The organism is Kluyvera huaxiensis (assembly GCF_040149365.1).
GTDB lineage: Bacteria > Pseudomonadota > Gammaproteobacteria > Enterobacterales > Enterobacteriaceae > Kluyvera > Kluyvera intermedia_A.
Map to the genome: position 1 here is coordinate 18,083 of NZ_JBEFLV010000024.1, position 24,880 is coordinate 42,962.

25 protein-coding genes are annotated in these 24,880 nt (G+C 55.9%); 2 read left to right on the forward strand and 23 right to left on the reverse strand.

All coding sequences use genetic code 11. The features are described from left to right. Positions 1–171 precede the first annotated feature (171 nt). From ABOC97_RS20185 to ABOC97_RS20200, 4 genes are read right to left on the reverse strand one after another with little or no spacing between them, the layout of a single operon-like run. Positions 172–1,629, reverse strand: a complete 1,458-nt coding sequence (locus tag ABOC97_RS20185; protein WP_349601214.1) for an MdtP family multidrug efflux transporter outer membrane subunit — start codon at positions 1,627–1,629, stop codon at positions 172–174. Continuing rightward, positions 1,626–3,608 carry a multidrug efflux transporter permease subunit MdtO gene (gene mdtO / locus ABOC97_RS20190; protein ID WP_349601216.1) on the reverse strand — a complete coding sequence of 661 codons (1,983 nt, stop codon included), beginning with the start codon at positions 3,606–3,608 and terminating at the stop codon, positions 1,626–1,628. The genes ABOC97_RS20185 and mdtO overlap by 4 nt, the downstream gene beginning before the upstream one ends. Next, on the reverse strand, positions 3,608–4,639 hold the full coding sequence (gene mdtN, locus ABOC97_RS20195; protein WP_349601218.1) for a multidrug transporter subunit MdtN: 1,032 nt from the start codon (positions 4,637–4,639) through the stop codon (positions 3,608–3,610). The genes mdtO and mdtN overlap by 1 nt, the downstream gene beginning before the upstream one ends. A gap of 19 nt (positions 4,640–4,658) precedes the next feature. Beyond that, on the reverse strand, positions 4,659–4,934 hold the full coding sequence (locus ABOC97_RS20200; protein ID WP_349601220.1) for a YtcA family lipoprotein: 276 nt from the start codon (positions 4,932–4,934) through the stop codon (positions 4,659–4,661). Between the two features lie 682 nt (positions 4,935–5,616). Between ABOC97_RS20200 and yjdP the strand changes: the two genes are divergently transcribed. Further along, complete coding sequence (gene yjdP, locus ABOC97_RS20205; RefSeq protein ID WP_349601222.1) at positions 5,617–5,949, forward strand: DDRRRQL repeat protein YjdP; 333 nt, start codon at positions 5,617–5,619, stop codon at positions 5,947–5,949. On the opposite strand, the gene phnP is transcribed toward yjdP, so the two are convergent. The 17 genes from phnP to kdgT form a co-directional block, all read right to left on the reverse strand. Next, positions 5,946–6,704, reverse strand: coding sequence for a phosphonate metabolism protein PhnP (phnP, locus tag ABOC97_RS20210; RefSeq protein ID WP_349601224.1), 759 nt, complete (start codon positions 6,702–6,704; stop codon positions 5,946–5,948). The two genes, yjdP and phnP, sit on opposite strands and share 4 nt — an antisense overlap. Then, positions 6,701–7,135: an aminoalkylphosphonate N-acetyltransferase gene (phnO, locus tag ABOC97_RS20215; RefSeq protein WP_349601226.1), complete on the reverse strand. Its 435-nt coding sequence runs from the start codon at positions 7,133–7,135 to the stop codon at positions 6,701–6,703. Before phnO ends, phnP begins: the two co-directional genes overlap by 4 nt. Then, on the reverse strand, positions 7,128–7,679 hold the full coding sequence (gene phnN, locus ABOC97_RS20220; protein ID WP_349601228.1) for a ribose 1,5-bisphosphokinase: 552 nt from the start codon (positions 7,677–7,679) through the stop codon (positions 7,128–7,130). Before phnN ends, phnO begins: the two co-directional genes overlap by 8 nt. Then, entirely contained in the window at positions 7,679–8,815 is a 1,137-nt protein-coding gene (gene phnM / locus ABOC97_RS20225; RefSeq protein ID WP_349601230.1) for an alpha-D-ribose 1-methylphosphonate 5-triphosphate diphosphatase, read from the reverse strand. Before phnM ends, phnN begins: the two co-directional genes overlap by 1 nt. After that, entirely contained in the window at positions 8,812–9,498 is a 687-nt protein-coding gene (gene phnL / locus ABOC97_RS20230; protein ID WP_349601232.1) for a phosphonate C-P lyase system protein PhnL, read from the reverse strand. The genes phnM and phnL overlap by 4 nt, the downstream gene beginning before the upstream one ends. A 161-nt stretch (positions 9,499–9,659) precedes the next feature. Further along, on the reverse strand, positions 9,660–10,418 hold the full coding sequence (gene phnK / locus ABOC97_RS20235; RefSeq protein WP_349601234.1) for a phosphonate C-P lyase system protein PhnK: 759 nt from the start codon (positions 10,416–10,418) through the stop codon (positions 9,660–9,662). Then, positions 10,415–11,260: an alpha-D-ribose 1-methylphosphonate 5-phosphate C-P-lyase PhnJ gene (gene phnJ, locus ABOC97_RS20240; RefSeq protein ID WP_349601236.1), complete on the reverse strand. Its 846-nt coding sequence runs from the start codon at positions 11,258–11,260 to the stop codon at positions 10,415–10,417. The genes phnK and phnJ overlap by 4 nt, the downstream gene beginning before the upstream one ends. Continuing rightward, entirely contained in the window at positions 11,253–12,317 is a 1,065-nt protein-coding gene (locus ABOC97_RS20245; RefSeq protein ID WP_349601238.1) for a carbon-phosphorus lyase complex subunit, read from the reverse strand. Before ABOC97_RS20245 ends, phnJ begins: the two co-directional genes overlap by 8 nt. Beyond that, positions 12,317–12,901 (reverse strand): phosphonate C-P lyase system protein PhnH, encoded by a 585-nt coding sequence (gene phnH, locus ABOC97_RS20250; RefSeq protein ID WP_349601240.1) that lies wholly within the window; start codon positions 12,899–12,901, stop codon positions 12,317–12,319. The genes ABOC97_RS20245 and phnH overlap by 1 nt, the downstream gene beginning before the upstream one ends. Further along, on the reverse strand, positions 12,898–13,350 hold the full coding sequence (phnG, locus tag ABOC97_RS20255) for a phosphonate C-P lyase system protein PhnG (protein ID WP_349601242.1): 453 nt from the start codon (positions 13,348–13,350) through the stop codon (positions 12,898–12,900). Before phnG ends, phnH begins: the two co-directional genes overlap by 4 nt. After that, on the reverse strand, positions 13,351–14,076 hold the full coding sequence (gene phnF / locus ABOC97_RS20260) for a phosphonate metabolism transcriptional regulator PhnF (protein ID WP_349601297.1): 726 nt from the start codon (positions 14,074–14,076) through the stop codon (positions 13,351–13,353). Positions 14,077–14,096: 20 nt separating this feature from the next. Further along, positions 14,097–14,879: a phosphonate ABC transporter, permease protein PhnE gene (gene phnE, locus ABOC97_RS20265; RefSeq protein ID WP_349601244.1), complete on the reverse strand. Its 783-nt coding sequence runs from the start codon at positions 14,877–14,879 to the stop codon at positions 14,097–14,099. Between the two features lie 50 nt (positions 14,880–14,929). Beyond that, positions 14,930–15,946, reverse strand: a complete 1,017-nt coding sequence (gene phnD, locus ABOC97_RS20270; protein WP_349601246.1) for a phosphonate ABC transporter substrate-binding protein — start codon at positions 15,944–15,946, stop codon at positions 14,930–14,932. 23 nt (positions 15,947–15,969) lie between these two features. Continuing rightward, complete coding sequence (gene phnC, locus ABOC97_RS20275; protein ID WP_349601248.1) at positions 15,970–16,758, reverse strand: phosphonate ABC transporter ATP-binding protein; 789 nt, start codon at positions 16,756–16,758, stop codon at positions 15,970–15,972. A 132-nt stretch (positions 16,759–16,890) separates the two neighbouring features. After that, complete coding sequence (yjdN, locus tag ABOC97_RS20280; RefSeq protein ID WP_349601250.1) at positions 16,891–17,337, reverse strand: VOC family metalloprotein YjdN; 447 nt, start codon at positions 17,335–17,337, stop codon at positions 16,891–16,893. 177 nt (positions 17,338–17,514) lie between these two features. Beyond that, complete coding sequence (locus tag ABOC97_RS20285) at positions 17,515–17,850, reverse strand: zinc ribbon domain-containing protein YjdM (protein WP_035891906.1); 336 nt, start codon at positions 17,848–17,850, stop codon at positions 17,515–17,517. A gap of 175 nt (positions 17,851–18,025) precedes the next feature. Then, on the reverse strand, positions 18,026–19,024 hold the full coding sequence (gene kdgT, locus ABOC97_RS20290) for a 2-keto-3-deoxygluconate transporter (RefSeq protein WP_349601252.1): 999 nt from the start codon (positions 19,022–19,024) through the stop codon (positions 18,026–18,028). A gap of 686 nt (positions 19,025–19,710) precedes the next feature. Here kdgT and proP point away from each other — a divergent pair. Next, positions 19,711–21,213 (forward strand): glycine betaine/L-proline transporter ProP, encoded by a 1,503-nt coding sequence (gene proP / locus ABOC97_RS20295; RefSeq protein ID WP_349601254.1) that lies wholly within the window; start codon positions 19,711–19,713, stop codon positions 21,211–21,213. 37 nt (positions 21,214–21,250) lie between these two features. On the opposite strand, the gene ABOC97_RS20300 is transcribed toward proP, so the two are convergent. Together ABOC97_RS20300 and ABOC97_RS20305 are read right to left on the reverse strand one after the other, a co-directional pair. Continuing rightward, on the reverse strand, positions 21,251–22,612 hold the full coding sequence (locus ABOC97_RS20300; protein ID WP_234505077.1) for an HlyD family type I secretion periplasmic adaptor subunit: 1,362 nt from the start codon (positions 22,610–22,612) through the stop codon (positions 21,251–21,253). Further along, on the reverse strand, positions 22,599–24,785 hold the full coding sequence (locus tag ABOC97_RS20305) for a type I secretion system permease/ATPase (protein WP_349601257.1): 2,187 nt from the start codon (positions 24,783–24,785) through the stop codon (positions 22,599–22,601). The genes ABOC97_RS20300 and ABOC97_RS20305 overlap by 14 nt, the downstream gene beginning before the upstream one ends. Positions 24,786–24,880: the final 95 nt, after the last annotated feature.

The window sequence follows — 24,880 nt, forward strand, 5'->3', positions numbered from 1 at the left end:
CGCATACGCGCTGTCGCCCTCAGTATGCATCTTTTATGCCACTTTTTTATTGTGGGCATTCCCTGATGTTACGGGCAAAATTTGGTCAAAACCCTGACGAAAAACAGGCCATCGTCATATTTGACGTGTCGAAATGATAAGCCGCGTGACATTTATCACGCGGCGGGAGGATTAGTGAGAGGACACCGGCGCCTGATAACCGCCGCCGAGCGTTTTGATGAGTTGAATACTTTGAATGACGCGCTGAGTGTCCAGCACCAGCAGAGACATTTGCTCGGAAAGCACCGGCAGGCTGGATTCTGTGGCCTGCAACCGACTACCGAGCCCGCGATTAAATGCGGCTTCGGCGGCGCTTTGGCTAAAGCGGCTCGCATCGACGCGCTCAAGCTGCAGTTCGCGTTCTTCGTTCAGGGTTTGCAAACGCGTACCGTTTATCGCCACATCGCGTACGGCGTTCAGCACCGACTGGTTATAGTGTTCAATCAGCATGTTGCTGGTGGCGCGGGTATTTTTCAGGTTGGCGTTCAGACGACCGCCGTCGAACAGCGGCAGGCGCAGGCCGGGGATAAAGTTAATCTGCTTGCTGGGGGCTTTGAACAAATCGTCAATGTGAATGGCATCCAGGCCGAAGAATGCTTTGATATCGAAGCTCGGATAAAACAGCGCTTTCGCGGCATCAACCTGATCGAGCGAAGCCTGTACATACCAGCGCATCGCCTGCAGATCCGGGCGGCGGGCGAGCAGATCGTAGGAAAGCGTTGAAGGAATGCCCGTCTGCACCTGCGGCAGCGCGACCGGTTTGATCTCTGCCAGTTCGTTGCCGTTGGCACCGATGAGCGCGCGCAGCGATTCGCGCGTCTCTTTAATTTGCCCTTTTGCTGCGGCAATTTGTTTATCTACCGCCAGCAACTGCGCCCGCGTGCCGTGGTAAGGGACCTTCGCTTCTAATCCATGAGACTCTTTGCTCAGGTGCGCCTGAACCGCGTAATCAATCACGCTACGGGTTTGCTCAAGCAGGTCGAGCATCTGATAGTTTGCCTGCATGCTGTAATAGAGCTGCGCCACGCCGGTTGAGAGAGCCAGTTCCACCGCCGCAGTTTCAGCGAGTGCCGCGTTTTGTGCGCCGATCGCTGCCGCAACGGCGGAGCGATGAGCGCCCCACAGATCGAGATCCAACCCAGCAACCAGACCGACGGTCGCTTCGGTGTAGTAAGGGCCGTCCATCCCGAGTCTGGGAGCGTCCAGCGCGTAAGGGCCGAGGAAACCGTTGGCGGATGCACGCTGCCGGTTAATCATTCCGAGCGCCGCCATCTGGAGCTGCGATCCCGCTTCCAGCAGGTCGGCCTGTGACTGGGCTTTCTCTTCACGCTGTTTTGCTTCGGCAAGGGTATGAGAGCCGGACAGCGCTTTGTCGATAAGTGAACTGAGTTGAGGGTCGTTAAGCTGCCGCCACCACTGCGCCTGGGGCCACCCCTGGCTCGCCAGATGAATATCGTCCGCCAGCTTGATTTGCGTGGGCTGTAGCTGGGAATGGGCAGCAGAGTCGTTGCGGATCAACGCGCAGCCGGAAAGCGTCGTGGCGCTGCCGATAAGGCCGCACAGGAGAATGCGGAAAAAGTTACGGGTCATTGTAATGTGGCTCCTTGCGCCTGGGCCTCAGCGACGGTGGTCGCTGGACGGGTCCAGTCGGGTAAACTGACTATCTGCTGTATAACGCGCTGCGTCTGTGCGGGTAAGGTGGGGGTTATTTCACTGGATAGCGATACGGGCGTAGCCTCGCCGTTTTCCAGCCCTGCGGCGTATTGTTCCAGCGCTTGTGCGAAGGCAGGAAGTGGCGCCGTGGCGCTGTCACAGCCGTAGAGGATCTCCCGGCCGTGTTGAAGCGTATCGCGGCTGAGTGCGAGAAGATGCTCGCGTTTATCATCATCAAGCTGCCGTTCCAGCGCCACGCGTTCACACATCTCTTCGCAAGCATTAAAGGCGGCGTGGCAGCCGACACGCAGCTGGAGATAGGCTTGCCGATCGGCAGGATCCTGCTGCGGGAGGCGCAGCAGCTTGCCCAGCATATTCAGCGCACTCGCCAGCTTACGCGGCAGGGTGCTGGCTTCACTTTCCGGCCAGATAAAGGTGAAGATCACCGCCGAGACGGCCGTGCCGATCAGGATGCCGACCGCACGATCGCGGATCTCGACTAAATCGTAAACCGGGCCAAAAACGTTTTCGAGGGTCGCCAGTGAGAAGGTCACGATGATCTGCGTTCCTATATAGGAGGATCGCTCCGATCCGGTGGCTATCCATGCGCCGAGCAGGAAAACAGGCGACAGCACGCACAGTAGCTCAACGATATTATCCAGCCACGGCATGATACAAATGGTCATCAACAGCGCCAGCGCTGCACCAATCAACGCGCCACCAAAACGGAGCGCCATTTTCTGGCCGGTTGATCCGATGCTGGGATTGGCGACGATGATGCAGGTCAGCATGCTGGTATGGATACCTTCCCAATCGGCGCCGGAGTAGAAGATGTAACAGATCATGCAGGCCAGCAGTGTTTTCAGCGCGTAGCGGACGTAGGCCGGGTTGCTGAAGGCGTCCGGTACCATCGACGACTCTTTCACCGCGGGGGCTGGCGGCGTTTTGGGGTCCATATGACCAAGCTGGAGCAGACGTTCACAGAGACCTTCCAGTCCACATTCCCGGGCAATAATGCGGTCTTCGGCGCTCAGCTGCCATTGAGTTTGCCAGGGCTCCCCTTGTGCGATAGCACTTTGTAGCGCCGTGATTTCATACTGTAGCTTATACGCCAGGGCCTGATGTCTGGCGGCTTCGTCGCTGTAACGGTTGAGAGTGGTATACAGATAGCTGACGGTGGCGACACAATTTTTCCACCAGGCGCTATGCGCTTTCCAGTCGGCATCGTCGAGCATGCAGAAGGCGCTGAGTTTTTGCAGCGCCAGCACTTCGCGCTCAACGTACTTTTCCGTAAGCGCTGGCGTCGGCACCGCCAGATGGCTCAGTGCATCATCGAGCCTCGCGCACAATGACTCCTGTATTTGCTGCCCGGCTCGGCTAGGGAACCAGAGTACGCCCAGCAGCACCATCAACAGCGTAGGGTAAAGCCCAACGACGATACACCACAGGGTAAGGCGAGCGACCACCTCGGGATAATCAATCATGCCGGGAAAGGTCTGGCCGTATATGCCAACAATCGCGAGGGCAAAAAATATCAGCCCCAGCTTATAGGTGCGCATCAAAAACATGCTGCCAAAGACAATCAGGCTGGCGATTATCATACGGAGCAATGGATAGCTGTATGACCACTTGTAGATCATGAATAGAAAGCCAATTTCCATTATCGTCGCGGCGACAAACAGGATTGCCACAAATTTGGTGTAAAACGCATTCGACTGTACGCCGTAAAACAGCACCGTCAGCGAGATAGCCAAAAAAGGGACCTCGAAGGTCATGGAAATGAGCGTCACCAGCAGGCAACCCACCCACAGCTGAAGCATTTGCGACTGTCGTCCGGGACGCTTTTCGCTTAGTTCTCTATGGAAAAATGCCAGCAGTCGAACCACCGGCAGCGGCAGATAATTGAGTGCGTTCATTATTGTGACTCAAGGGTGGCAACCGCCGAGGCACCGATACGGAACATCTCCGCGTCCGGTTTATCGACCATAATTTTGACCGGGAAGCGCTGGGCGACGTGCACCCAGTTAATTGAACGGGCGACATGTGGCAGGCCGCCCAGTACCAGGCCGCCGTCTTCAGGCATCACGCCGTAGCCAATGGAGTCCACTTTGCCGCTAAAGGTTTTACCGCTGTCGCTCATCAGATACAGGGTGGTTGGCGAGCCTGCGTGGATATTTTTCAGCTCGGTTTCGCGGAAGTTGGCGATGACGTACCAGTGGCGCGTATCGATCAGGGTAAAGATAGGGCGCATTGCCGAAGCGAACTGACCGATCGAGGTTTTTAGTGACACCACGCGGCCATCAAACGGCGCACGGACGGTGGCCATTTCCAGATGCAGTTGGGTGAGGGCGATGTCTGCCTGAACCGCAACGCGTTGAGCGACCAGCGCATCTACGCCGCTCACGGCGGTAGCGGCCTGCTGAGCCTGTAACAGCGCGGCATTGAGATCTGCTGCGCTGGCGCGCTGTGCGGTGCGCGCGCGATCAACATCTTCCGCCGAGACAAATCCCTGCGACAGCAGCGGTGCCGTGCGGTTAAGCGTGCTGCTAGCCTGTTTTTCCGCCGCCCGCGCTTTGGCGACCATCGCTTGAACAGAGTTGGCGGCCAGCTTCTGCGCGTCTACGCTGCGCTGTGTCAACATGATCTGCTCATCGAGGGCATGCAACGTAGCCTGTGCTTTCGCTAGATTGGCTTCATACGTCCGAGGGTCGATGCGAAATAGCAGGTCGCCCTGCTTAACCAGCTGATTATTCTTAACTGCCAGCTCGATGATACGTCCGCTGACTTCCGGGACCACATCTATCGTGTCGGCAGAGGCGTAGGCATCGTTGGTAGACGGTGAGCTATCCAAACGCCAGATGACAAATACCATCACCACGAGGGCGAGTATGACCAGAAACAGGGCCGGTACTTTATTACGAGAAACTTTCTTCTGCGAGCTTTCCATGGGCGCATCTCAATGTGAGTTAAAAAAACACCAGCCAGAACAGCATGGAGTAGAGTGCAAAGAGGGCGGTATAAATAACGCCCGCGAATGAAATCACTTTATATTTTTGCAGCATGAGCCGCCGGGTGATGAGCACAAGAATGACGCCGGCAATCATGCAAAAAAGCCAGCCGGGGTAATAAGCGCCTATAACGGGAATGGCCGGGGGAAACGAGCATCCTGACAAGAGCGTCGCGAGCGTGAGCCAGCCGCATTTTTTCAGCCGCCTCACTATTCTGGATTTAACTATTGGCATAAAGAAGAACATCCTGTGTATTGCTAACAATATCCGGAGTGAATGTAAAATAAAAACAGAAAGTCCAGTATGGCGATTTTTTAATTTGAGAAATATAACTTTATTATGCCACAGCATTCATAACTTATTTATTTGTTATATTTTTCATTGTTAATTATTTTTAGTATGAATGAGAAACATACAGCAGTGAATGGCATCTCTGTTCGTCAGTAATATTTTTTTTGGTGGCAATATGTTCCATTTATTCTTTGGTTTGTTTTATAGTGCTGTTTTATATGGCATTTATTGTCATGAGGCTCTCATTTCTTTCGACTTGGGAAGAAAAAGTTGCTGCAATAAATGCCCGGATTAAATGGAGTGAGTGAGAATTATGTATATGAATTCATATTCGATATTGATGTTGTGAATTGTTTTTGCTAGTAATAAAGATGTGAAGTAAGGCTCTCTATGCAAAATGGTTAGGGATTCATAATAAAAACATCCCGGTGAGTTTTAAGGTTTTTCTTAGAACCTATTTTTGAAAAATAACGTGATGAATGGAATAAAAATATAATTCCACTAATTTAATCTTTAAGTTTTATTTACAAGTGGTCATGAGGCCGCCAGAAATTGAGATTCCTCCGCTACACCGCCATAGGCGACTTGCATAATCTAGGGCCAGCACCCCGACGAGGCTGGCCCTATGAAACGTTACTTCACTGCTGCGATCTTTTGCGCGCTGTCGCTGAGCAGTCAGCTGGCGCATGCTGACATCATTGACGATGCCATCGGCAATATTCAGCAAGCTATCAACGACGCCTATCACCCGAGCAGCGATCGGTCCGATCGCGACGACGATGATCGCAGTTGGGACGATCGACGCAACAGACCTCAAAGCAATCAGCAGTATAACGATAGGCGACGCCAGCTAGAGGATCGTCGCCGTCAACTGGATGACCGCCAGCATCAGCTGGATCAGGAGCGTCGCCAATTATCCGATGATGAACGGCGTCTTGACGATGACTACGACCGCTAATCGATCCTGATCTCCTGTCCGTCATAGCCTGCTTCAATACCCGTAGGCAGAAGGTGGCTCATCATCCATTCATCAAACTGGTGGCTGATGTGCGTCAGAATTACCCGCGGGCAGCGAATGCGTGCGTTTAACGCCTGAATTGTTGCCAAATCACTGTGATTACGCGGAGTCTGCTCGCGCGGGGCGTGGCTGCAGTCAATCACCATCAGCTGCGGGCGATTGTTGCTTAAAAAGGTGAGCGTTTTGTCCGGCAGCCCGGCGGTATCGGAGAGCCAGGCGATGCGGCTGTGCGGGGTTTCCAGCAGGTAGCCGAAGGTGAGTTTCGAATGCGTCAGCGGCACGGGCGTAATCTGCAATCCCTGCAGGCTGAAGACCACAAACGGCTCGACGGTATGGCTGAAATCCAGCAGGCCGGGATGTTTAAACAGATCGTCACAGCCCTGTTCGTCGGGCGGGCCGTAAACCGGCACGCTATCGCCGACCCCCCAGCGCAGTGGAAACAGCCCCTGAACGTGATCCATATGGTAGTGGGTCAGCAGAAATTGCTGGAAAGATCCGGCCGGCCAGCGGTCGGTGAGATCGTGCAACCCGGCATCGATCAGGGTGACAGCATCGTTAAATCTCACCACGCCGCTGCAGGCTTTACGTCGATACTGCGGCGCGCGTCTGGCGCGGATACAGGCCGGGCAATGGCAGCCCCAGGCGGGCACACCCTGTGCGCCGCCGGTCCCGCTAAGGGTGAGCGTCAGGCTCATAGCGCTTTGGTGAAACGGATGTGGCTGGGCGCGTAGCCTTCTCGCTGATAGAAGCGGTGGGCATGAATTCGTTTAGTGCTGGTCGATAATTCCGTCATCTCCGCACCCATCTCACGGGCGGTCTTTTCCGCCCACGCCAGCAGCTGGCTGCCGATCCCTGAACTGCGCACTTTTGGCATCACCACCAGTTCCTGAATCTCACCAATCCAGTTGGCGTGATGTAGATGAAACTGTAAATGCAGGCTAATCATGCCAACGACGTTGTCGCCTTGCAGAGCCAACTGATAATGCAGATTACGATCCGCAAGGTTCGCGGCGAAGCCGGTATAAAAGGCGTCGCGGTCGTATTCGGCTTGTTTCAATTCGCACATTAACGCGTAGACGTCGTCGACGTCCTCGAACGTCGCATGGCGCAGTTCACACTCAGGCATGGCTTCTCTCCTTTCGTCCCATCAGGGTGAGTAGTTTATCCACCGACTGTAGCAGACTTCCATCGTTATTGAGCGTGTGGCACTCCGAGGGCGTATAGCGTGCGGCACGCTCCAGTCGCGCGGCAATTTCGACGCCGTTTTCCCGCCCGCGAGCCTGTAATCGTTCGCGCAGAATTTCAGGCGACACCTGTAAACAGACCGGCAGCAGCGCGCTGGCGTAGCGCGCTTTTGCCTGCGCCAGATGCGCTCGCGAACCGTTGACCACCACGTCAAATCCACCGTGCAGCCACAGGTCAATCTCCACGCCCACACCGTAGTACAGGCCATTAGCGTGCCAGCTCAGAGCGAGCAAATTTCTCCCGGCGCGGGTGAAAAATTCCTGCTCGCTCAGTGCGATGTGATTTTCGCAGCCCGCGCTTGCCGGACGGGTGATATAGCGATGTGCAACCAGCAGGTCGCTGTGCTCCTGCTGACGCAACACCTCCAGCAGGCTATCTTTGCCGGAGCCGGAGGGACCCATTAACCAGATCAGTTTTCCCATCATCAGAACACCCTTTTTCCCTGACGCCAGACGTGGTCGATATGAATGTGCTCGCCTTTGCGGTGGGCTAGCACCAGGTCGGCACGCTTACCTTCGGCGATGACGCCGCGGTCGTGAAGGTTGAGTGCCCGCGCAGGGTTTTGCGTTACCAGATTAATGGCCTGCGCAAGCGTAAAGGCGTTGTTCTCGTCGTCCGCCACGCGGAAGGCGGCGTCCAGCAGGCTCGCTGGATAATAGTCAGAGGAGAGAATATCCAGCAGTCCCAGCGAGGCGAGCTGATGCGCCGCGACGTTGCCGGAGTGCGAGCCGCCGCGCACGATGTTTGGTGCGCCCATCAGCACGTTCATGCCGTGACGACGCGATGATTCAGCGGCTTCAAAGGTGGTCGGGAACTCGGCAATCACGCTGCCCAATAGATGTGATTCGACCACGTGATCGTGGGTGGCATCATCGTGGCTGGCTAACGCGATTTGGCGTTCGCGACACATTCCGGCGATGGCGGTACGATTGGGCTGCGACCAGCGTGCAGCCAGGGCCAGCTGTTCTTCTTCATACTCGCGCATCTGCGCATCGGTCAGCGAATATTTACCTTGATAGTATTCCCGGTACTTCTCGCGATTGGCGAACTGACGCTGGCCCGGCGAGTGGTCCATCAGTGATACCAGCGACACCGGTTCGCGGTTGACCAGCTTTTCAAACAGCGGCAGCGTGGTGTGGTGCGGCAGTTCGCAGCGCAGGTGCAGGCGATGCTCGGCGCGGTTGAGGCCGCGCTTTTGCGTCTCCTCAACGGCGTTAATCATCTTTTCCAGATTCTCCAGCCGATCGCCGCCGTCGCGCACGTCGCCAATCGCTACCGCATCCAGTACGGTGGTGATGCCGCTGGCGACCATCAGCGCATCGTGGCTGCTCATCGCCGAGTGGGCCGGCCAATCGACTTTGGGCCGCGGGGTGAAGAATTTATCCAGATTATCGGTGTGCAGCTCAATCAGTCCCGGCAGCAGCCAGCCGCCTTCGCCGTCCATCGCTTCCGGCAGACGGCTCTGGCTATCGGCAAAGGCGCGAATCTCGCCGTCCTGCACTTCCAGCGAACCGTGAACAACATCGTTATCAAGAACCAGCTTTATATTATTGATAATCATGCAGGTGTACCCATTGGGTGGAGGCGGTCAGCGACCTGGTTGCGGACGACTTCGTCGTGAAAAATACCGACAATGGCCGCACCGCGGGTTTTGGCTTCATGAATCAGGCTGACGACCGCCGCGCTGTTTTTGGCATCCAGCGAGGCGGTGGGTTCGTCGAGCAATAAAATGGGGTAGTCGACGATAAAACCGCGGGCGATGTTGACGCGCTGTTGTTCGCCGCCGGAGAAGGTTGACGGTGCGAGGTGCCATAAGCGCTCCGGCACGTTCAGACGAGTCAACAGCTGGGCGGCTTTGGCGGCGCAGGCTTCACGCGGTACGCCGGTATTGAGTAGCGGCTGCATCACCACTTCCAGCGTCGAGATTCGCGGGATCACGCGCAGAAACTGGCTCACCCAGCCGACGGTGGTTTTGCGGATCTCCACCACCTTGCGCGCCGGGGCGCTGACCAGGTCCACCCATTCGTCGCCGTGTTTGATATGGATATGCCCTTCGTCCGGCAGATAGTTGGCGTAAAGCGAGCGCAGCAGCGTTGATTTACCGCTGCCGGAATGGCCGTGAAGTACGACGCATTCCCCGTTGTTGACCGAGAGTGAGGCATTATGCAAAACGGGAAGCTGGACGCCATTTTGCTGGTGAAGAACAAAGGTTTTACTCACATTTTCGACGCGAATCGCGTTCATTTTGTGCCTCTTTAACATTTTTTCGCCCAGTAACCGGGGGGCGCTACGCTTACCTGGCCGACAAAATCACGCCGTTGTGCGCCTGATGGCGCTGCGCTTATCAGGCCTACAAAGCCACGGCGTTGTAGATCGGGTAAGGCGAAGCCGCCACCCGACAAGAGTCAGTTCTGCAACACCGATGACACCAGCAGCTGGGTATAGGGATGATGAGGATCGTCGAGCACCCGGTCGGTTAACCCACTTTCCACCACCTGGCCCTGTTTCATCACCAGTAGACGGTCGGCCAGCAGGCGCGCGACGCCCAAATCATGGGTCACAATCACCACCGCCAGGTTCAGTTCCACCACCAGGCCGCGCAGCAGGTCGAGCAGGCGGGCCTGCACCGACACGTCCAGACCGCCGGTGGGTTCATCCATAAATACCAGCTTCGGGTGAGTGACCAGATTGCGGGCTATCTGTAAACGCTGCTGCATGCCGCCGGAGAAGGTGGTAGGCAGGTCATCGATACGCGACGCTGGGATCTCCACCTCTTCCAGCCAGCGCTGGGCGGTGGCGCGGATCTCGCCGTAGTGCCGTGCGCCGGTGGCCATCAACCGTTCGCCAATATTGCCGCCCGCCGACACCTGACGGCGCAGGCCGTCCATTGGATGCTGATGCACCACGCCCCACTCGGTGCGCAGCAGGCGACGGCGCTCGGCCTCGCTCATGGCGTACAGCGAACTGTCCTGGTAGCGAATCCCCCCTTCTTGCGGCGTCAGACGTGCGGAAATCGACTTCAGCAGCGTGGTTTTTCCGGAGCCGGATTCGCCGACGATGCCCAGCACTTCGCCCGGCCATAAATCAAACGAGACGTTGCTAAAACCTTTACCCGGCGCGTACAGATGGGTCAGGCGGTCAACGGAAAGTAAGGGTTGGCTCATGAATTTTTGGCCTCGCTCTGTTGGCGGCAGTAGTCGGTATCGGAGCAGACAAACATCCGTTTGCCGCTATCATCCAGCACCACTTCGTCGAGATAGCTGTGGGTTGAACCGCAGATAGCGCACGGCTCGTCCCAGCGCTGAACGGTGAACGGATGGTCGTCGAAATCGAGGCTCTCCACGCGGGTGTACGGCGGCACGGCGTAGATTCGTTTTTCACGCCCGGCGCCAAACAGCTGCAGCGCGGGCATCATGTCCATTTTCGGGTTATCGAATTTTGGAATCGGCGAGGGGTCCATCACGTAGCGGTCGTTTACCTTGACCGGATAGGCATAGGTGGTGGCGATATGGCCGAAACGGGCGATATCTTCATACAGTTTCACCTGCATCACGCCGTACTCTTCCAGCGCGTGCATGGTGCGGGTTTCGGTTTCGCGCGGCTCGATAAAGCGCAGCGGTTCTGGGATCGGTACCTGGAAGATCAGGATCTGATCCTCGACCAGCGGCGTTTCCGGGATCCGGTGACGGGTCTGGATGAGCGTTGCGTCTTCGGTGCGCTCGGTGGTATGCACTCCGGTGACCCGCTGGAAGAAGTGGCGGATCGACACGGCGTTGGTGGTGTCATCCGCCCCTTGATCGATAACCTTCAGCACATCCGCTTCGCCAATCACGCTGGCGGTGAGCTGAATGCCGCCGGTCCCCCAGCCGTAGGGCATCGGCATTTCACGGCCGCCGAACGGCACCTGATAGCCGGGGATCGCCACCGCTTTCATGATCGCGCGGCGGATCATGCGTTTGGTCTGTTCATCGAGATAGGCAAAGTTATAGCCGCTGAGATTAGCCATTTTTCTGCTCCCGTTGCAGGCGTTTCAACAGTTCCAGTTCGGCCTGGAAATCGACGTAATGAGGGAGTTTGAGGTGTGAGACGAAACCGGCAGCCTCGACGTTATCGGCGTGGGCGAGGACGAACTCTTCATCCTGCGCCGGGCCAACCGCATGTTCGCCATATTCCGGTGCCTGCAAGGCGCGGTCGACCAGCGCCATGGCCATGGCTTTACGTTCGCTCATGCCGAATACCAGACCGTAGCCGCGGGTAAAGTGCGGCGGTTCGTCCGCCGGGTCGACGAAACCGTTGACCATTTCGCACTCGGTCATCAGCAGTTCGCCGACGTTCACCGCAAAACCCAGCTCTTCGGGCACAATTTCTATCTCGACATAGCCGCTGCGGATTTCGCCCGCGAACGGGTGGTTACGCCCGTAGCCGCGCTGGGTGGAGTAGGCCAGCGCCAGCAGATAGCCTTCATCGCCGCGCATTAGCTGCTGTAGGCGGGACGAGCGTGAACACGGGTAAACCGGCGGCGTGCGGGTGATATCGTCCGGCGTTGCGCCGTTATCCTGCTCCGCTTTCGCCAGACCCTGACTCGCAAGCAGGCTGAACACATGCGGCGCTGATGACGGCTCAATGCCCTCGGTTTTCAGCGCCGGGGCTTCGCCGTTGGCCAGCAAGGTAAAATCCAGCAGGCGGTGGGTGTAGTCGTAGGTGGGGCCGAGAAGCTGCCCGCCGGGTACGTCTTTGTAGACGGCGGAGATGCGGCGCTCAAGGCGCATTTTAGTGGTATCAATCGGCTCGCTGACCGCCAGCTTCGCCAGCGTAGTGCGGTAGGCACGCAGCAGAAAAATGGCTTCGATGTTATCGCCGCTGGCCTGCTTTAGCGCCAGCGCCGCCAGTTCGCGGTCGGCAATGCCGCCCTCGGTCATCACCCGGTCAACGGCCAGATTCAGCTGTTGTTCTATCTGGGCGACGCTCAGCTCGGGTAGCGAGGTGTCGCCCCGGCGTCGGCTTTCCTGGAGCTGGTGGGCGGCTTCAATCGCCTTTTCGCCCCCTTTGACGGCTACATACATCAGCAAACCTCCACGTGGGTGGTGCGCGGGATCGCTAACAAGCGCTCGCCGCAGGTGAGGATCAGATCCACGCCGAGCGGGAACGGGTGCGGGCGTTCGGTCAGTTCATGCAGAATGCACTCCGGCAGCTGCGGGGCGATCATGCGCTCATCCTGAATACCGGCACCGGTCAGGCGTAGCATGCGGCCGCCGCTCAGGCTGGCAACCTGCACAATCAGCGTGGCGCTGGTTTCTGGCGCGATGGCGCTGCCGGTACACAGCGCATCCAGCTGTTCGCGGCTGATGGTGTCGTTCGACACCGCAAAAGTCGCCTGCTGCGGTTGCTCAACCAACGGTGCGTTGGTGTGAAAACGCAGGCTCTGGCTGACGATATCGTTATGCAGCGCGCCTGCCAGCCATACCGGCGTATCGTTGTCGGCCAGCGTCAGCAGGGCGCTGGTGGTAGCAATATTCAGCGGCTGCCAGCCGTGCTTGAGCTGATGCAGCGCGACAATCACGCCCGGCTCGCTCATCGCTTTTAACAGGCGACGAAAACTGTGTTGGGCATCCTGCACGGGAAGGGTAAAAGCGGTTTCCAGGGTCATGCGTTATCTCCGCGAACCAGCGTAAAGAAGTCGACCCGGCTGGCGTTGATCTCGGCCTGACGTGCGGCAATGCGCGCCGTGCGGTCGGCTTCCAGCGGGGTAATGAGGGTTTCTAATAATGTTTGATAATGGGCGGGCTGCTGGAGCAGGGCATCAAGCAGCGCGCAGCGTTCGGCGTGCGGTTTGTCGCGCCCGAGGATCCAGCTGTAGCCTAATGTGCCGTTGCTCAAGCGCACGGCGGCGCGGGTGAGAGTAGCATCCCCGGCAAAAAAGCGTTCGCCGGTGCCGCCCATGCGTCCCTGTAGCTGAACCAGTCCAGTTTCGGCTGCGCGGATAACTTCGTATTGCGCAGTAATATTCAAGGCGCTCATTTTTGTCGCGAGGCTGGCGGGGTCGCAGTGGGACAGCACCGACATCCAGTGCTGACGAGTCGCGTTATTGGCGTCCATTCAGTGCTCCATAATAAATTCAATCATGTCGGCGCGGGTCAGGCTGACGGAGTACTCCATCACCTGGTCATCGCCTTCACGGTGGTTCAGGGTGCGCACGCACAACAGGGGCGCCATATTGGGAATTTCCAGCCGCTGGCTCTCTTTGGCCTGCGCCCGTCGCGCGCTGATGCGGGTCTGGCTCCGCTTGAGCGCGATACCGGACTGCTCGCGCAGAAAGTCGTGCAGCGATCCGCTGCTAAAGCTCTGTAGCGTTGGCCATAGATTGAGGTCGGCAAAATAGTGGTCAATCAGGCACAGGGCTACGCCGTTGACCCGGCGCAGCGTGCGCAGGTGAATCACGTTGTCGCCTTCATCAATACCCAGCGCGTCGGCAATATGCCCGGAAGCCGGGCGCAGTACCGACAGCAGTTTTTCGCTGGTGGGATGGCTGCCCTGATCGAGCAGGTTCTGGCTAAAGCGCGCCTGGGCGTTCAGCGGGTAGTCGAACGGGCGCATCAGCACCAGCACGCCAATCCCCTGGCGGCGCTGCACCCAGCCTTTTTCGACCAACTGATCGATGGCCCGACGCAGGGTGTGGCGGTTGACTTCAAAACGTGCCGCCAGCTGATGCTCCGCGGGAAGGTAATCGCCGCAGCGGTAGTTCTGTCGCAGCTCTTGTTCCAGGCGAGCGGCAATCTCTTGATAACGCGTAGGATAACTGGTCGGACGTGTAGACAAGTGCATAGTCATCAAGACCTCGCTAATCAGATAAAGTGCTTACGCAAACGCTGAGAGAGGAAATCCAGCAGGCTGACGGTGATGATGATGAACACCATCAATGCGCAGGTTTGCTGGAACTGAAAGCCGCGAATCGCTTCCCATAAGGTCACGCCGATACCGCCTGCGCCAACCATGCCGACGACGGTGGCGGAGCGGACGTTAGACTCAAAACGGTATAGCGAATAGGAGATTAAGAGCGGCATCACCTGCGGCAGAACGCCGTAGATAATTTCTTCAATTTTGTTGGCACCGGTGGCTCGGATGCCTTCTACCGGGCCGGGTTCAATCGCTTCCACCGCTTCGGACAGCAGTTTAGAAAGCACCCCGGTGGTGTGAATAAACAGCGCCAGCACCCCGGCGAACGGGCCTAAACCCACGGAGACGACGAACAGCATGGCAAAGACCATTTCGTTAATGGCGCGACAGGCGTCCATCAGGCGGCGCATTGGTTGGTAAATCCACCACGGCACCAGGTTTTCAGCGCACATCAGGCCAAAGGGGATGGAGAGAACGACCGCCAGCGCGGTGCCCCAGACGGCGATTTGCAGGGTTACGGCCATCTCTTTGAGATAGTCCTGCCATAGGCTGAAGTCTGGTGGGAAGAAGTCGGCAGCGAAGGTCGCCATGTTACCGGCGTCGGTGAACAGCGTCACCGGGTTCATTTCCGCGCCTTTCCAGGAGACAACAAGCACCGCCAGCAAAATGGCCCAGCTAATCAGCGAGAACCAGCTGCGCTTCGGCGGAGGAACGGTGATGGTTTGCTGCATAATTTGCTCCGTTTGAATTCCCCCTCTCCCTGTGGGAGAGGGGGAAAGGGTTACTGCACCGCTTTGGTCACCGAGGTCATCGCGCCAATCGCGGCGGTGGTTCGGTCAAGGTCGTTCAGGCGGGACTGAATCTCAGCCGTCTTGCTTGCCTTCTCATCGGCGTTCAACGTGCCGTTGCCCTTCACGGTCTGCATCTCTTTAAACAGCGTCAGCTGGCGAATTGGCAGCAGCTGCAGGTCGCTGGAGGCGCGGAATGGCGCCCAGCCCAGACGTTCCAGCACGGCCTTTTCTTCTGGCGTTTTGCCGTAGTTCATAAAGAAGCTGTAGACCTTGTCCTTGGTGGTTTCGGACAGATTCTTACGCCACACAATCGGGTCGCCAGGGATCAGCGGTGACTTCCAGATAACCTTCAGCTCTTTGAGCTTGTCCGGCGCGGAGGTCTTCAGCTTGTCGAGGTTTTCGGTGTTGTTGGTGGCGACATCAACCTGTTTGTTGGCGACGGCCAGCGCGTTGGTTTCATGGCTGGCGTTAACCGTGCGCTTGAAGTCGCTGGCGGAGGCGTTGTTCTTGGCGAAGACGTAGTAGCCCGGGACGAGGAAGCCGGAGGTGGAGTTCGGGTCGCCGTTGCCGAAGGTCAGCTCTTTACGCTTGGCAAGCAGATCATTGAGGTTATTGATTGGGCTGTCTTTGTTGACGATCAGCACGCTCCAGTAACCTGGGGAGCCGTCGGCGGCGACGGTCTGGGCGAATACCTGACCGTTAGCGCGATCCACCGCTTCCATGGCGGAGAGGTTGCCGTACCAGGCGATATCCACTTTATTAAAGCGCATACCCTGGATAATTCCGGCATAGTCCGGTGCAAAGAAGGCGTTAACCTTCACGCCCAGCGACTTTTCCATGTCCTTCAGGAACGGTTCCCATTGTGGCTTTAAGTTCTGCTGTGATTCCGTCGAAATAATGCCGAAGTTCAGCGCTTTTTCCTGCTCTTCGGCGTGCGCCGGGGTGAGCAGGGTGCTGAGACTGAACATGCTGGTAAAGGCCAGCGCGGCAACCGTCTTATAGCTCATTTCCATTCCTCATTGTGGGGATGTCAGGCAGCCTGCGCGTTCTCTTCGACGCGGTTAATGCTGCGGTAGAGATGGTCAAAACGTTCGTTATCAAACTGTTGGCTGCTGCCGTCGTAGAACACGTGTCCCTGACGCAGCGCGACGATGCGTTCGCAGTAGCGCAGCGCATAGTCGACCTGGTGCAGCGTCACCACCACGGTGATGCCATCGGTCTGGTTGATGTCGCGCAGGGTATCCATCACGATGCGCGCGGATTCAGGATCCAGCGAGGCGATAGGTTCATCGGCGAGGATCACTTTGGCCTGCTGCATCAGCGCCCGGGCAATCGCCACGCGCTGCTGCTGGCCGCCGGAAAGGGTAGAGACGCGCTGGTGGGCCATATGCGCCATACCGACGCGGGTCAGAGCCTGTAATGCGCGCTGCTTTTGCTCGCGGGTAAACCAGCTAAAGCAGGTGCGCCAGAACGGGGTGCTGCCGAGCGCGCCAATCAGCACGTTCTCCATCACGCTCAGGCGATTTACCAGGTTGAATTGCTGGAAGATGTAGCCGGTATGGGCGCGGCTTTTACGGATATCACGCGCCAGACGGCCCGCCTGCTGGACGGTTTTACCGAGCAGTTCGATGCGACAGTCTGGCGTTTTATCGCCGACAATCAGGCCGCTTAAGTGACGTAAGAGGGTGGATTTGCCAGAACCGGATGGCCCAAGCAGAGCGACCATCTCACCGGCGTGCACGTTCAGGTCAATGGCGTGAAGCACCTGATGCTGATTGAACGTCTTGTTGAGCTTTTCAACGCGAATAATCGTTTGCATGCTGGAACCCCTTCAAAAAAGTGGCCCCATCGTGGCGAATTAATGTGACGTTTTAGTTAATGAAAGGTTGCTGTCGGATGAATTCTTGGCGGGTATTTGATGACAGGACGGGAGGCCGCGCCTCCCGTGGGATCAGAGCGTTGGCTCCTGCTGTTTGACGACGTTAATCATCCACGGCACGCCATATCGGTCGATGACGCGACCGAATCCGTGTGCCCAGAAGGTCTCCTGCCAGCGCATCTCAACCTTGCCGTTGGCGGCGAGATTGTCGAACCAGCGTTTACCTTCTTTCACATCCTGGGTGTCGAGCACCAGAGTAAAGCCGCCGTAATGAAGGTTATCTGCCGGCACGGAATCGCTCATCATGATATCGCTGCCCGCAATGTGGACGTTGGCGTGGGCGATAGCGCTGTCGGGAAACTGGAGGCCGGACGGGCAACCACCTTCGTCATCCATGGAAGAGGGCGGCATTTCGCCGAAGCTGATTTTGTAGCGTAGCTCCGCACCCAGTGCCTGTTGGTAATAGGCGATAGCATCGGCGCAGTTGCCGGAAAAAGCGAGATAGGGACTTAATGGCATGATCGTTACCTCAGGTAAGGATAGCCCAGTAAGTGTAGTGCGTGTCGGTTCAGGGAGCGAAGCGTGGCGGGGGGGATTGCCGGATGGCGATGCTTCGCATCTTATCCAGCCTACAGGTGATTGCGTATCATGTAGGCCGATAAGCTAAGCGCCATCCGGTAATGCTTACGGCTAAAATCAGTTCTTTTTCACGAACTCGGATTTCAGCTTCATCTGGCCAAAGCCGTCGATTTTACAATCGATGTTATGGTCGCCTTCCACCAGGCGGATGTTCTTCACTTTGGTGCCAATTTTCAGCATCGAAGAACTGCCTTTCACCTTCAGATCTTTAACTACGGTAACGCTGTCACCGTCGACCAGCAGGTTGCCGTTGGCATCTTTGACGATCAGTTCGTCGCTGTCGTGCGCAGGTTCAGCATCGTTCCACTCGTGCGCGCATTCCGGGCAGATGAACATGCCGTTGTCTTCATAGGTGTATTCGGAATTGCATTGTGGGCAATGGGGTAATGACATGGGAGATATCCTCAAAAGTGCAGTGCGAAAGGCAAGGGCCTGTAAAACGGCAAAACGCCGAAAATGGCCTTAATGATACAACAAAACCCTGCATTTGTCGGTGTTATCCCAGACGAGGGAGGAAGAAAGGGGGGAGGCAAAACGTAAACCCCCCTCGGGCGAGGGGGGGAAAGGATTAGTGGTGAGTGGCCTGTGAGACAGCTTGCGCTTCGGTTTCAGCGGGCTTTGGTGCCCCGTAACGTTTGGCATACAGCGCGGTAATTATCGGTACCAGAATCGCGGTAACGATGACGCTTGCGGCAACCAACGCGGTGGCAGAAGCGGCAACCGGAGCAAACGACGGGTTAATCTGCGCAATGATAACCGGGTTGGCGACGGCGGCACCGGCGGCGGAAGAGGCAGCGACACCTGCGGTTCCGTTACCACCACCAATCACGCGGTCGGCAATAATCAGCGGAATACCGGTGATGACGATAACCGCAACGCCCAGAACGATACCCAGCAGACCGGTGTCGAGGATGACGTTCAGGTTGATAGTGTTACCCAGCGCAAAGCCGAAGAACGGAATCAGAACCGGCGTTGCTTTACTGAAGAACGAACGCAGATCGTGGTCAAGGTTACCGAGCGCAAAACCAATCAGGAATGGCAGGACGGCGCCGATAAAGTGGTGCGGCTCAAAGGAAGCCAGACCTGCGGAACCGAGGATAACCATAGTCATCAGCGGGCCGGATTCCAGGGACATCAGCACGAATGCGCCAGATTCTTCTTTGGTACCGTACTGATTCATCAGGCTGGCGTACAGACCGCCGTTGGTCATATCCATCGCGGACACGATAGCCAGAACCGACAGACCGGCGAAGAATCCGGTCTGAATTCCGGTATCAGGAATAAATGTTGCGGCAATCATTGCCACGACCCAGGCGACGGCGATTTTCGTCAACACCAGCGTGCCGGACTTACGTAATACCGTGCCGGTGGCGCGTAAATCAATCGATGCCCCAATACAGAAGAACCAGACCGCCAGAATAGGTACTGTTCCGCCAATCATCCCTTTGGTGAAAGAACCAAAATACTCGCCAGTGGTAGGAGCAAATGTATTTAACACTGCGCCTAACAGTAACGGGATAAGCATCATCCCGCCAGGGATTCGTTCCATTGTTGCTTTAATTTTCATGTGGCATCCTCGCTTCGTATCACCGCACGGTGACAGAAGAGGTTAAGTATAATAATTTCAGATTGTTAGGCTGATATCATCTGGTGTCTTTATGTCAGTCATCACCCGAGTGGGCGGCGTTTTCTGGCATCTATAACGCGTTTTCGGACGCTATAATGCATTTACTGGAATATTGATTCAATGAAAATAAAACAGCGTTTTAGTTATATGGATCACATATTTCATAAGTGAAATCAGGAATCTGATGAGAAATAAAAAAGCTGTGAAGATATTGTGAATTATTTTGAAATAAATCTTGTTTTAAATGGAGGGGAAATGGAGGTGTTAGGCGATGAGGTGGGGCGGGGGAAAATGCGAAATTGGCCTGCAAATGTCAGGGAAATATTACACGGTAGGAACAGGATGAGATGTTTTGTTAAGTTGATCACAATATTAATCGCTGTTAGGGTAAAAAGGATTAGCCCTCAGCCGATCACTTTTCGAGGGGTACCTTTTTAACTAACTCGCCATCAGGCTCAACAGGTTTGATTGTCTGGAGAAACATCCTCCAGCGAAGACATGCAAACCTGCTACGCTTGGATAAACGGAACCAGAATCTCCACGGTTCCCTTTACGCACCCTCGCAAACACAATGCTGTTTGCCGCCACTGGGTGTGCGTTCAAGGCGAAATTGAACGAGGAAAACCATGCTTAGAAGGAAAAAAGTAAAACCGATCACGTTACGTGACGTCACCATCATCGACGATGGTAAATTGCGCAAGGCGATTACCGCAGCATCTTTGGGCAACGCAATGGAGTGGTTTGATTTTGGTGTCTACGGCTTCGTTGCTTATGCGTTAGGTAAAGTGTTCTTCCCGGATGCCGATCCCAGCGTACAGATGATTGCCGCTCTAGGGACATTCTCCGTTCCCTTCCTGATTCGTCCGCTTGGCGGTCTGTTCTTCGGGATGCTCGGGGATAAATACGGTCGACAGAAGATTCTTTCTATGACCATCATCATTATGTCGCTCAGTACCTTCTGTATTGGTCTTATCCCATCGTACGAGTCGATTGGTATCTGGGCACCGATCCTGCTGCTGCTGTGTAAAATGGCGCAGGGCTTCTCGGTCGGTGGGGAATATACCGGGGCATCTATCTTTGTTGCCGAATACTCGCCAGACCGTAAGCGTGGCTTTATGGGCAGCTGGCTGGACTTTGGCTCGATTGCTGGATTCGTGATGGGCGCCGGGCTGGTGGTTCTGCTGTCCACCGCCGTAGGTGAGGCAAACTTCCTAGAGTGGGGCTGGCGTATTCCGTTCTTCGTCGCGCTGCCACTAGGGATTATCGGTCTTTACCTGCGCCACGCGCTGGAAGAGACGCCGGCGTTCCAGCAACACGTTGAAAAGCTCGAACAGGGCGATCGTCAGGGTCTGCAGGAAGGGCCAAAAGTATCGTTTAAAGAGATTGCGACCAAGCACTGGCGCAGCCTGCTGGCCTGTATTGGTCTGGTTATTTCTACCAACGTCACCTATTACATGCTGTTGACCTACATGCCGAGCTACCTGTCGCATAACCTGCACTACTCGGAAGATCACGGCGTGCTGATTATCATCGCCATTATGATTGGTATGCTGTTTGTTCAGCCGGTGATGGGGCTGCTGAGCGACCGTTTTGGTCGTCGTCCGTTTGTGGTGGTGGGAAGTATCGCGCTGCTGGTGTTCTCTATTCCGGCCTTCGTGCTGATTAACAGTAACTCGATTGGCCTGATTTTCTCCGGCCTGCTGCTGCTGGCGGTGATCCTCAACTGCTTCACCGGGGTGATGGCATCATCGTTACCGGCGATGTTCCCGACGCATATCCGCTACAGCGCGCTGGCGAGCGCCTTTAACATCTCGGTGCTGATTGCCGGTCTGACGCCGACGCTGGCTGCCTGGCTGGTGGAGTCGACTCAGGACCTGATGATGCCCGCTTATTATCTGATGGTGGTGGCGGTGATTGGTTTGATTACCGGCGTAATGATGAAAGAGACCGCCAACCGTCCGCTGAAAGGCGCCACGCCTGCGGCATCGGATATCGCGGAAGCGAAAGAGATCCTGCAGGAGCATCACGACCACATCGAACACAAGATTGAAGATATCGATGCGGAGATTGCCGCGCTGCAGGAGAAACGCACGCAGCTGGTGATGCAGCATCCAAAGATTAACGAGTAGTGAAGAAAAACCCGGCGCGAAGCCGGGTTTTTTGTATTTAGCGTTCGCGGAAGGCTTCCGCTTTTGCTCGTAGAATCGGCTTGAGCAAATAGGCCAGAATGGTTTTCTTGCCGGTAATAATGTCCACTGATGCCACCATCCCCGGAATAATAATCAGCGGTTTTTCATCGCTGCCAAGATGGTTTTTATCGGTGCGCAGACGGATAACGTAGAAACTTTTGCCATCTTTATCCGTCACCGTATCCGGGCTTATCTGCTCCAGCTTGCCTTTCATCCCGCCGTAGATGGTGTAATCGTAAGCGGTGAACTTAACGATAGCTTCCTGGCCTGGGCGCAGGAAGGCGATATCCTGTGGCCGAATTTTTGCTTCAATCAACAGCGTGTCGTCCAGCGGCACGATTTCCACCAGATCGTTACCTGGCTGAATCACGCCGCCGATGGTGTTCACCATCAGCTGCTGGACGATGCCGCGCACTGGCGAAGTGACCAGCGTACGATTCACCCGGTCATCGATGGCTTTCCCGGTGGCTTCGATTTTACTGAGATCGGTACGCGCTTCGTTCAACTGGGATAACGCCTCGCTGCGGTAGCGCCCGCGCGTCTCACCCACCTTGCTCTCAATCTCCTTAATCGCCGCCTGTGCTCTTGGTACCGCCAGGGTGACCGATTCCAGTTGCCCACGCGTTTCCACCTCAGAGCGGCGCAGACGCAGCACCTCAACGCGCGAGATGGCGCCCTTGGCGACCAGCGGCTCAGACATGCCGATTTCTTGCTGCAGCAGCCCCAGACTACGGCGGTACTGTTCGGCCTTCGCCTGATAGTCCAGCAGCTCCTGTTTCTTCTGCACCAGTTGTTCGTCAAGCCCTGACAGTTCGCTCTGAATACGCTTGTTAACGCTGGTAAACAGCTCCATTTCGCCGTTGGCAATATCCGGCGCTTTCTCGACGATATCCGGCGACAGCGTCAGGGTTTCTTTATCGGCCAGCTGTGCGGTCAGCCGCTGAACACGAGCTTCCAATGCATAGCGGTCCGCTTCGGATTCCCCGGCGTTGGAACGAAAGCGGGTATCATCCAGACGCAACAGCGGAGCGCCTGCTTTCACCACTTCCCCTTCATGCACAAACACCTCGGCGACGATACCGCCCTCGAGGTTCTGGATTTTTTGCAGCCGCGAGGAAGGTATGGCTTTACCTTCGCCGCGCGTCACTTCGTCGATTTCTGCTAAAGAAGCCCAGGTAATCATGATGATAAAGAAGCCAAGAATCGCCCACAGGGTGATGCGCACCACGCGTGGCGAATCGTCCAGCAGGGCTTTGTTGACTTCGTTGGTGGTTATCGTTGCGCCATTTTTGTCGCCAAAGAGCCACTTCAGCAGGCCGTTGAGTTTAGCGTTGCGCATGAATTTGTCCTTTTTTCAGTGCCGTCATGACGCTTTCTTTCGGACCATCAGCAATGATTTTACCGTTATCGAGGATTATCAGACGGTCAACCAGCGACAACAGGGAGGCGCGGTGCGTCACCAGCAGCAGCGTTTTATTGCTCACCATTGGCGTTAGCGCCTTCTTAATCAAGTCTTCGCTGGTGTTATCCATGGAACTGGTTGGCTCGTCCATCAGCAGTACCGGTGGGTCAAGCAGCAGCGCGCGGGCAAGAGCCACGGCCTGTCGTTGACCGCCGGAAAGGCTCATCCCGCGCTCGCCAACCTGCATGTTGTAGCCGGAAGGATGACGCCGGGCGAACTCATGTACGCCGGCCACCGTTGCTGCGCGGATCATCGTTTCATCATCGACGTAGCTGGCGCCGCTGAGCAGGTTCTCGCGCAGCGTGCCGCTGAATAGGTGAATGTCCTGCGGCGCATAGCCAATATTATGGCGCACGTCGTTGACGTCGAGCTGGCGAGCATCAATGCCATCTATCAGGATTGTCCCACCCTCAGGCTGGTAAAAACCGACCAGCAATTTCGCCAGAGAACTTTTTCCGGAGCCGCTACGGCCAATGATCCCCACTTTTTCACCCGGCTCAATTTTGAGTGAAATACCGTTCAGCGACAGATACTGGTTTTGCGGATAGCGGAAGGAGACATCGCGGAATTCAATGGCCCCGGAGAGCGTCTCGCGTTTTAGCGGAACCTCACCATCCTGCACTTCCTGTTCCAGATCCATCATCCGGTCGATGGTAGCTTTGGTCATTTTCGCGCGCTGGTAACGGGTGATAAGGCCGCAAAGTTGGCCAATTGGCATCATCGCACGCCGGTTCAGCAGGTAGCAGGCGATAAGCCCACCCATGCTGAGATTGCCGCCAATGATGCTGTAAACACCTACGATAATCATCGCTACGCCCGCAATTTTCTGGATCCACGCGGTAAAGTTGACAGCCATATAAGAAAGAGACTTTACCCGTAATTCCAGTTTGCTGAGCTGGCTGATTATCTGTTCCCACTGATACTGGCGTTCGCTTTGTGCATTATTAACCTTAATTGCATCAAGGCCCGTGAGCGTTTCAACCAGCATCGCCTGCTTCTCTGTAGATAGGCTATAGGTTTTCTGTATTTGAGCTTGCAAAGGTTTCTGGATGAGCCAGTTAGCAAGGAGTGCAATGGGGTAACATAGCACTGGAATGAATGCGAGCGGCCCACCCACAATGGCAATAACTAATAGCACCAGCAAAGTGAACGGAAAGTCGATCAACATGGTCAGCGTCAACGAGGAGAGAAAGTCCCTGATTGACTGGTATTCCTGAAATTGCTGCGTGAAGCCACCGACACGGTTTGGCCGTAGCTTCATTTTCATGCCAAGCACGCGTTCAAATAGTGCAGCGGAAACAATCAGATCGGTTTTCTTACCCGCTATATCGAGGCAGATTCCGCGCAATATTTTCAAAATAAGGTCGAAAACAAAGGCGATAGAAATACCGATGGCCAGCACCCACAGGGTGGCGGTGGCCTGGTTTGGTACCACGCGGTCGTAGACGTTCATGACGAACAGCGGCGTGGCGATAGCGATAATGTTAATGATAAAGCTGGCGACGATGGAATCGAGGTAGAGATACTTCGACAGCTTTAAAGTGTCTTTAAACCAGGATTTGGTTTGTGGAATGGTGGCCGTGGGCTGGTTGTCGAATTCGTGTCCCGGCTGAATGAAAATAGTTTTGCCGCTGTAGTTTTCCGCCAGCGCTTCACGTTCCAGCAGAATTTCCCCGCCTTCCGTTTCGGTAGGCAGCAGACGGGCACGCTGCTGGTCATCCCAGCCAATCAACACCGCCGCCTGATCGTTTTTCAGCAGCACTATTGCGGGCAGCGACAGTGGGGATATTTTTTCCAGCGGCCGCAGAAGCACTCGTGCTTTCAGGCCAGCGCGCTGCGCTGCGCGCGGAAATGCGCTGAGCGTTAACTGGTTTTCCTGCAAAGGCAGACCAGCGGTTAAGACATTACGGCTGGTGATAATGTTATGCAGTTTGCAGACGATCAACAGCGAGTCGAGCAGGGGGTCGTCATGGTTTTGACGTGGATCGTGCCTGATGGTCTCATCAGCTGCGGAGGTGGTTTGCTCAAGTGGGTCAGTATAAGACGCCATAGTCAGACCTTATATACCAGCGAAAAAATCGCATAGGCTAAAGAATATAAAGGGTTATCTCACCTTACGCTGAGATAACCCACAGGCCCAAAATC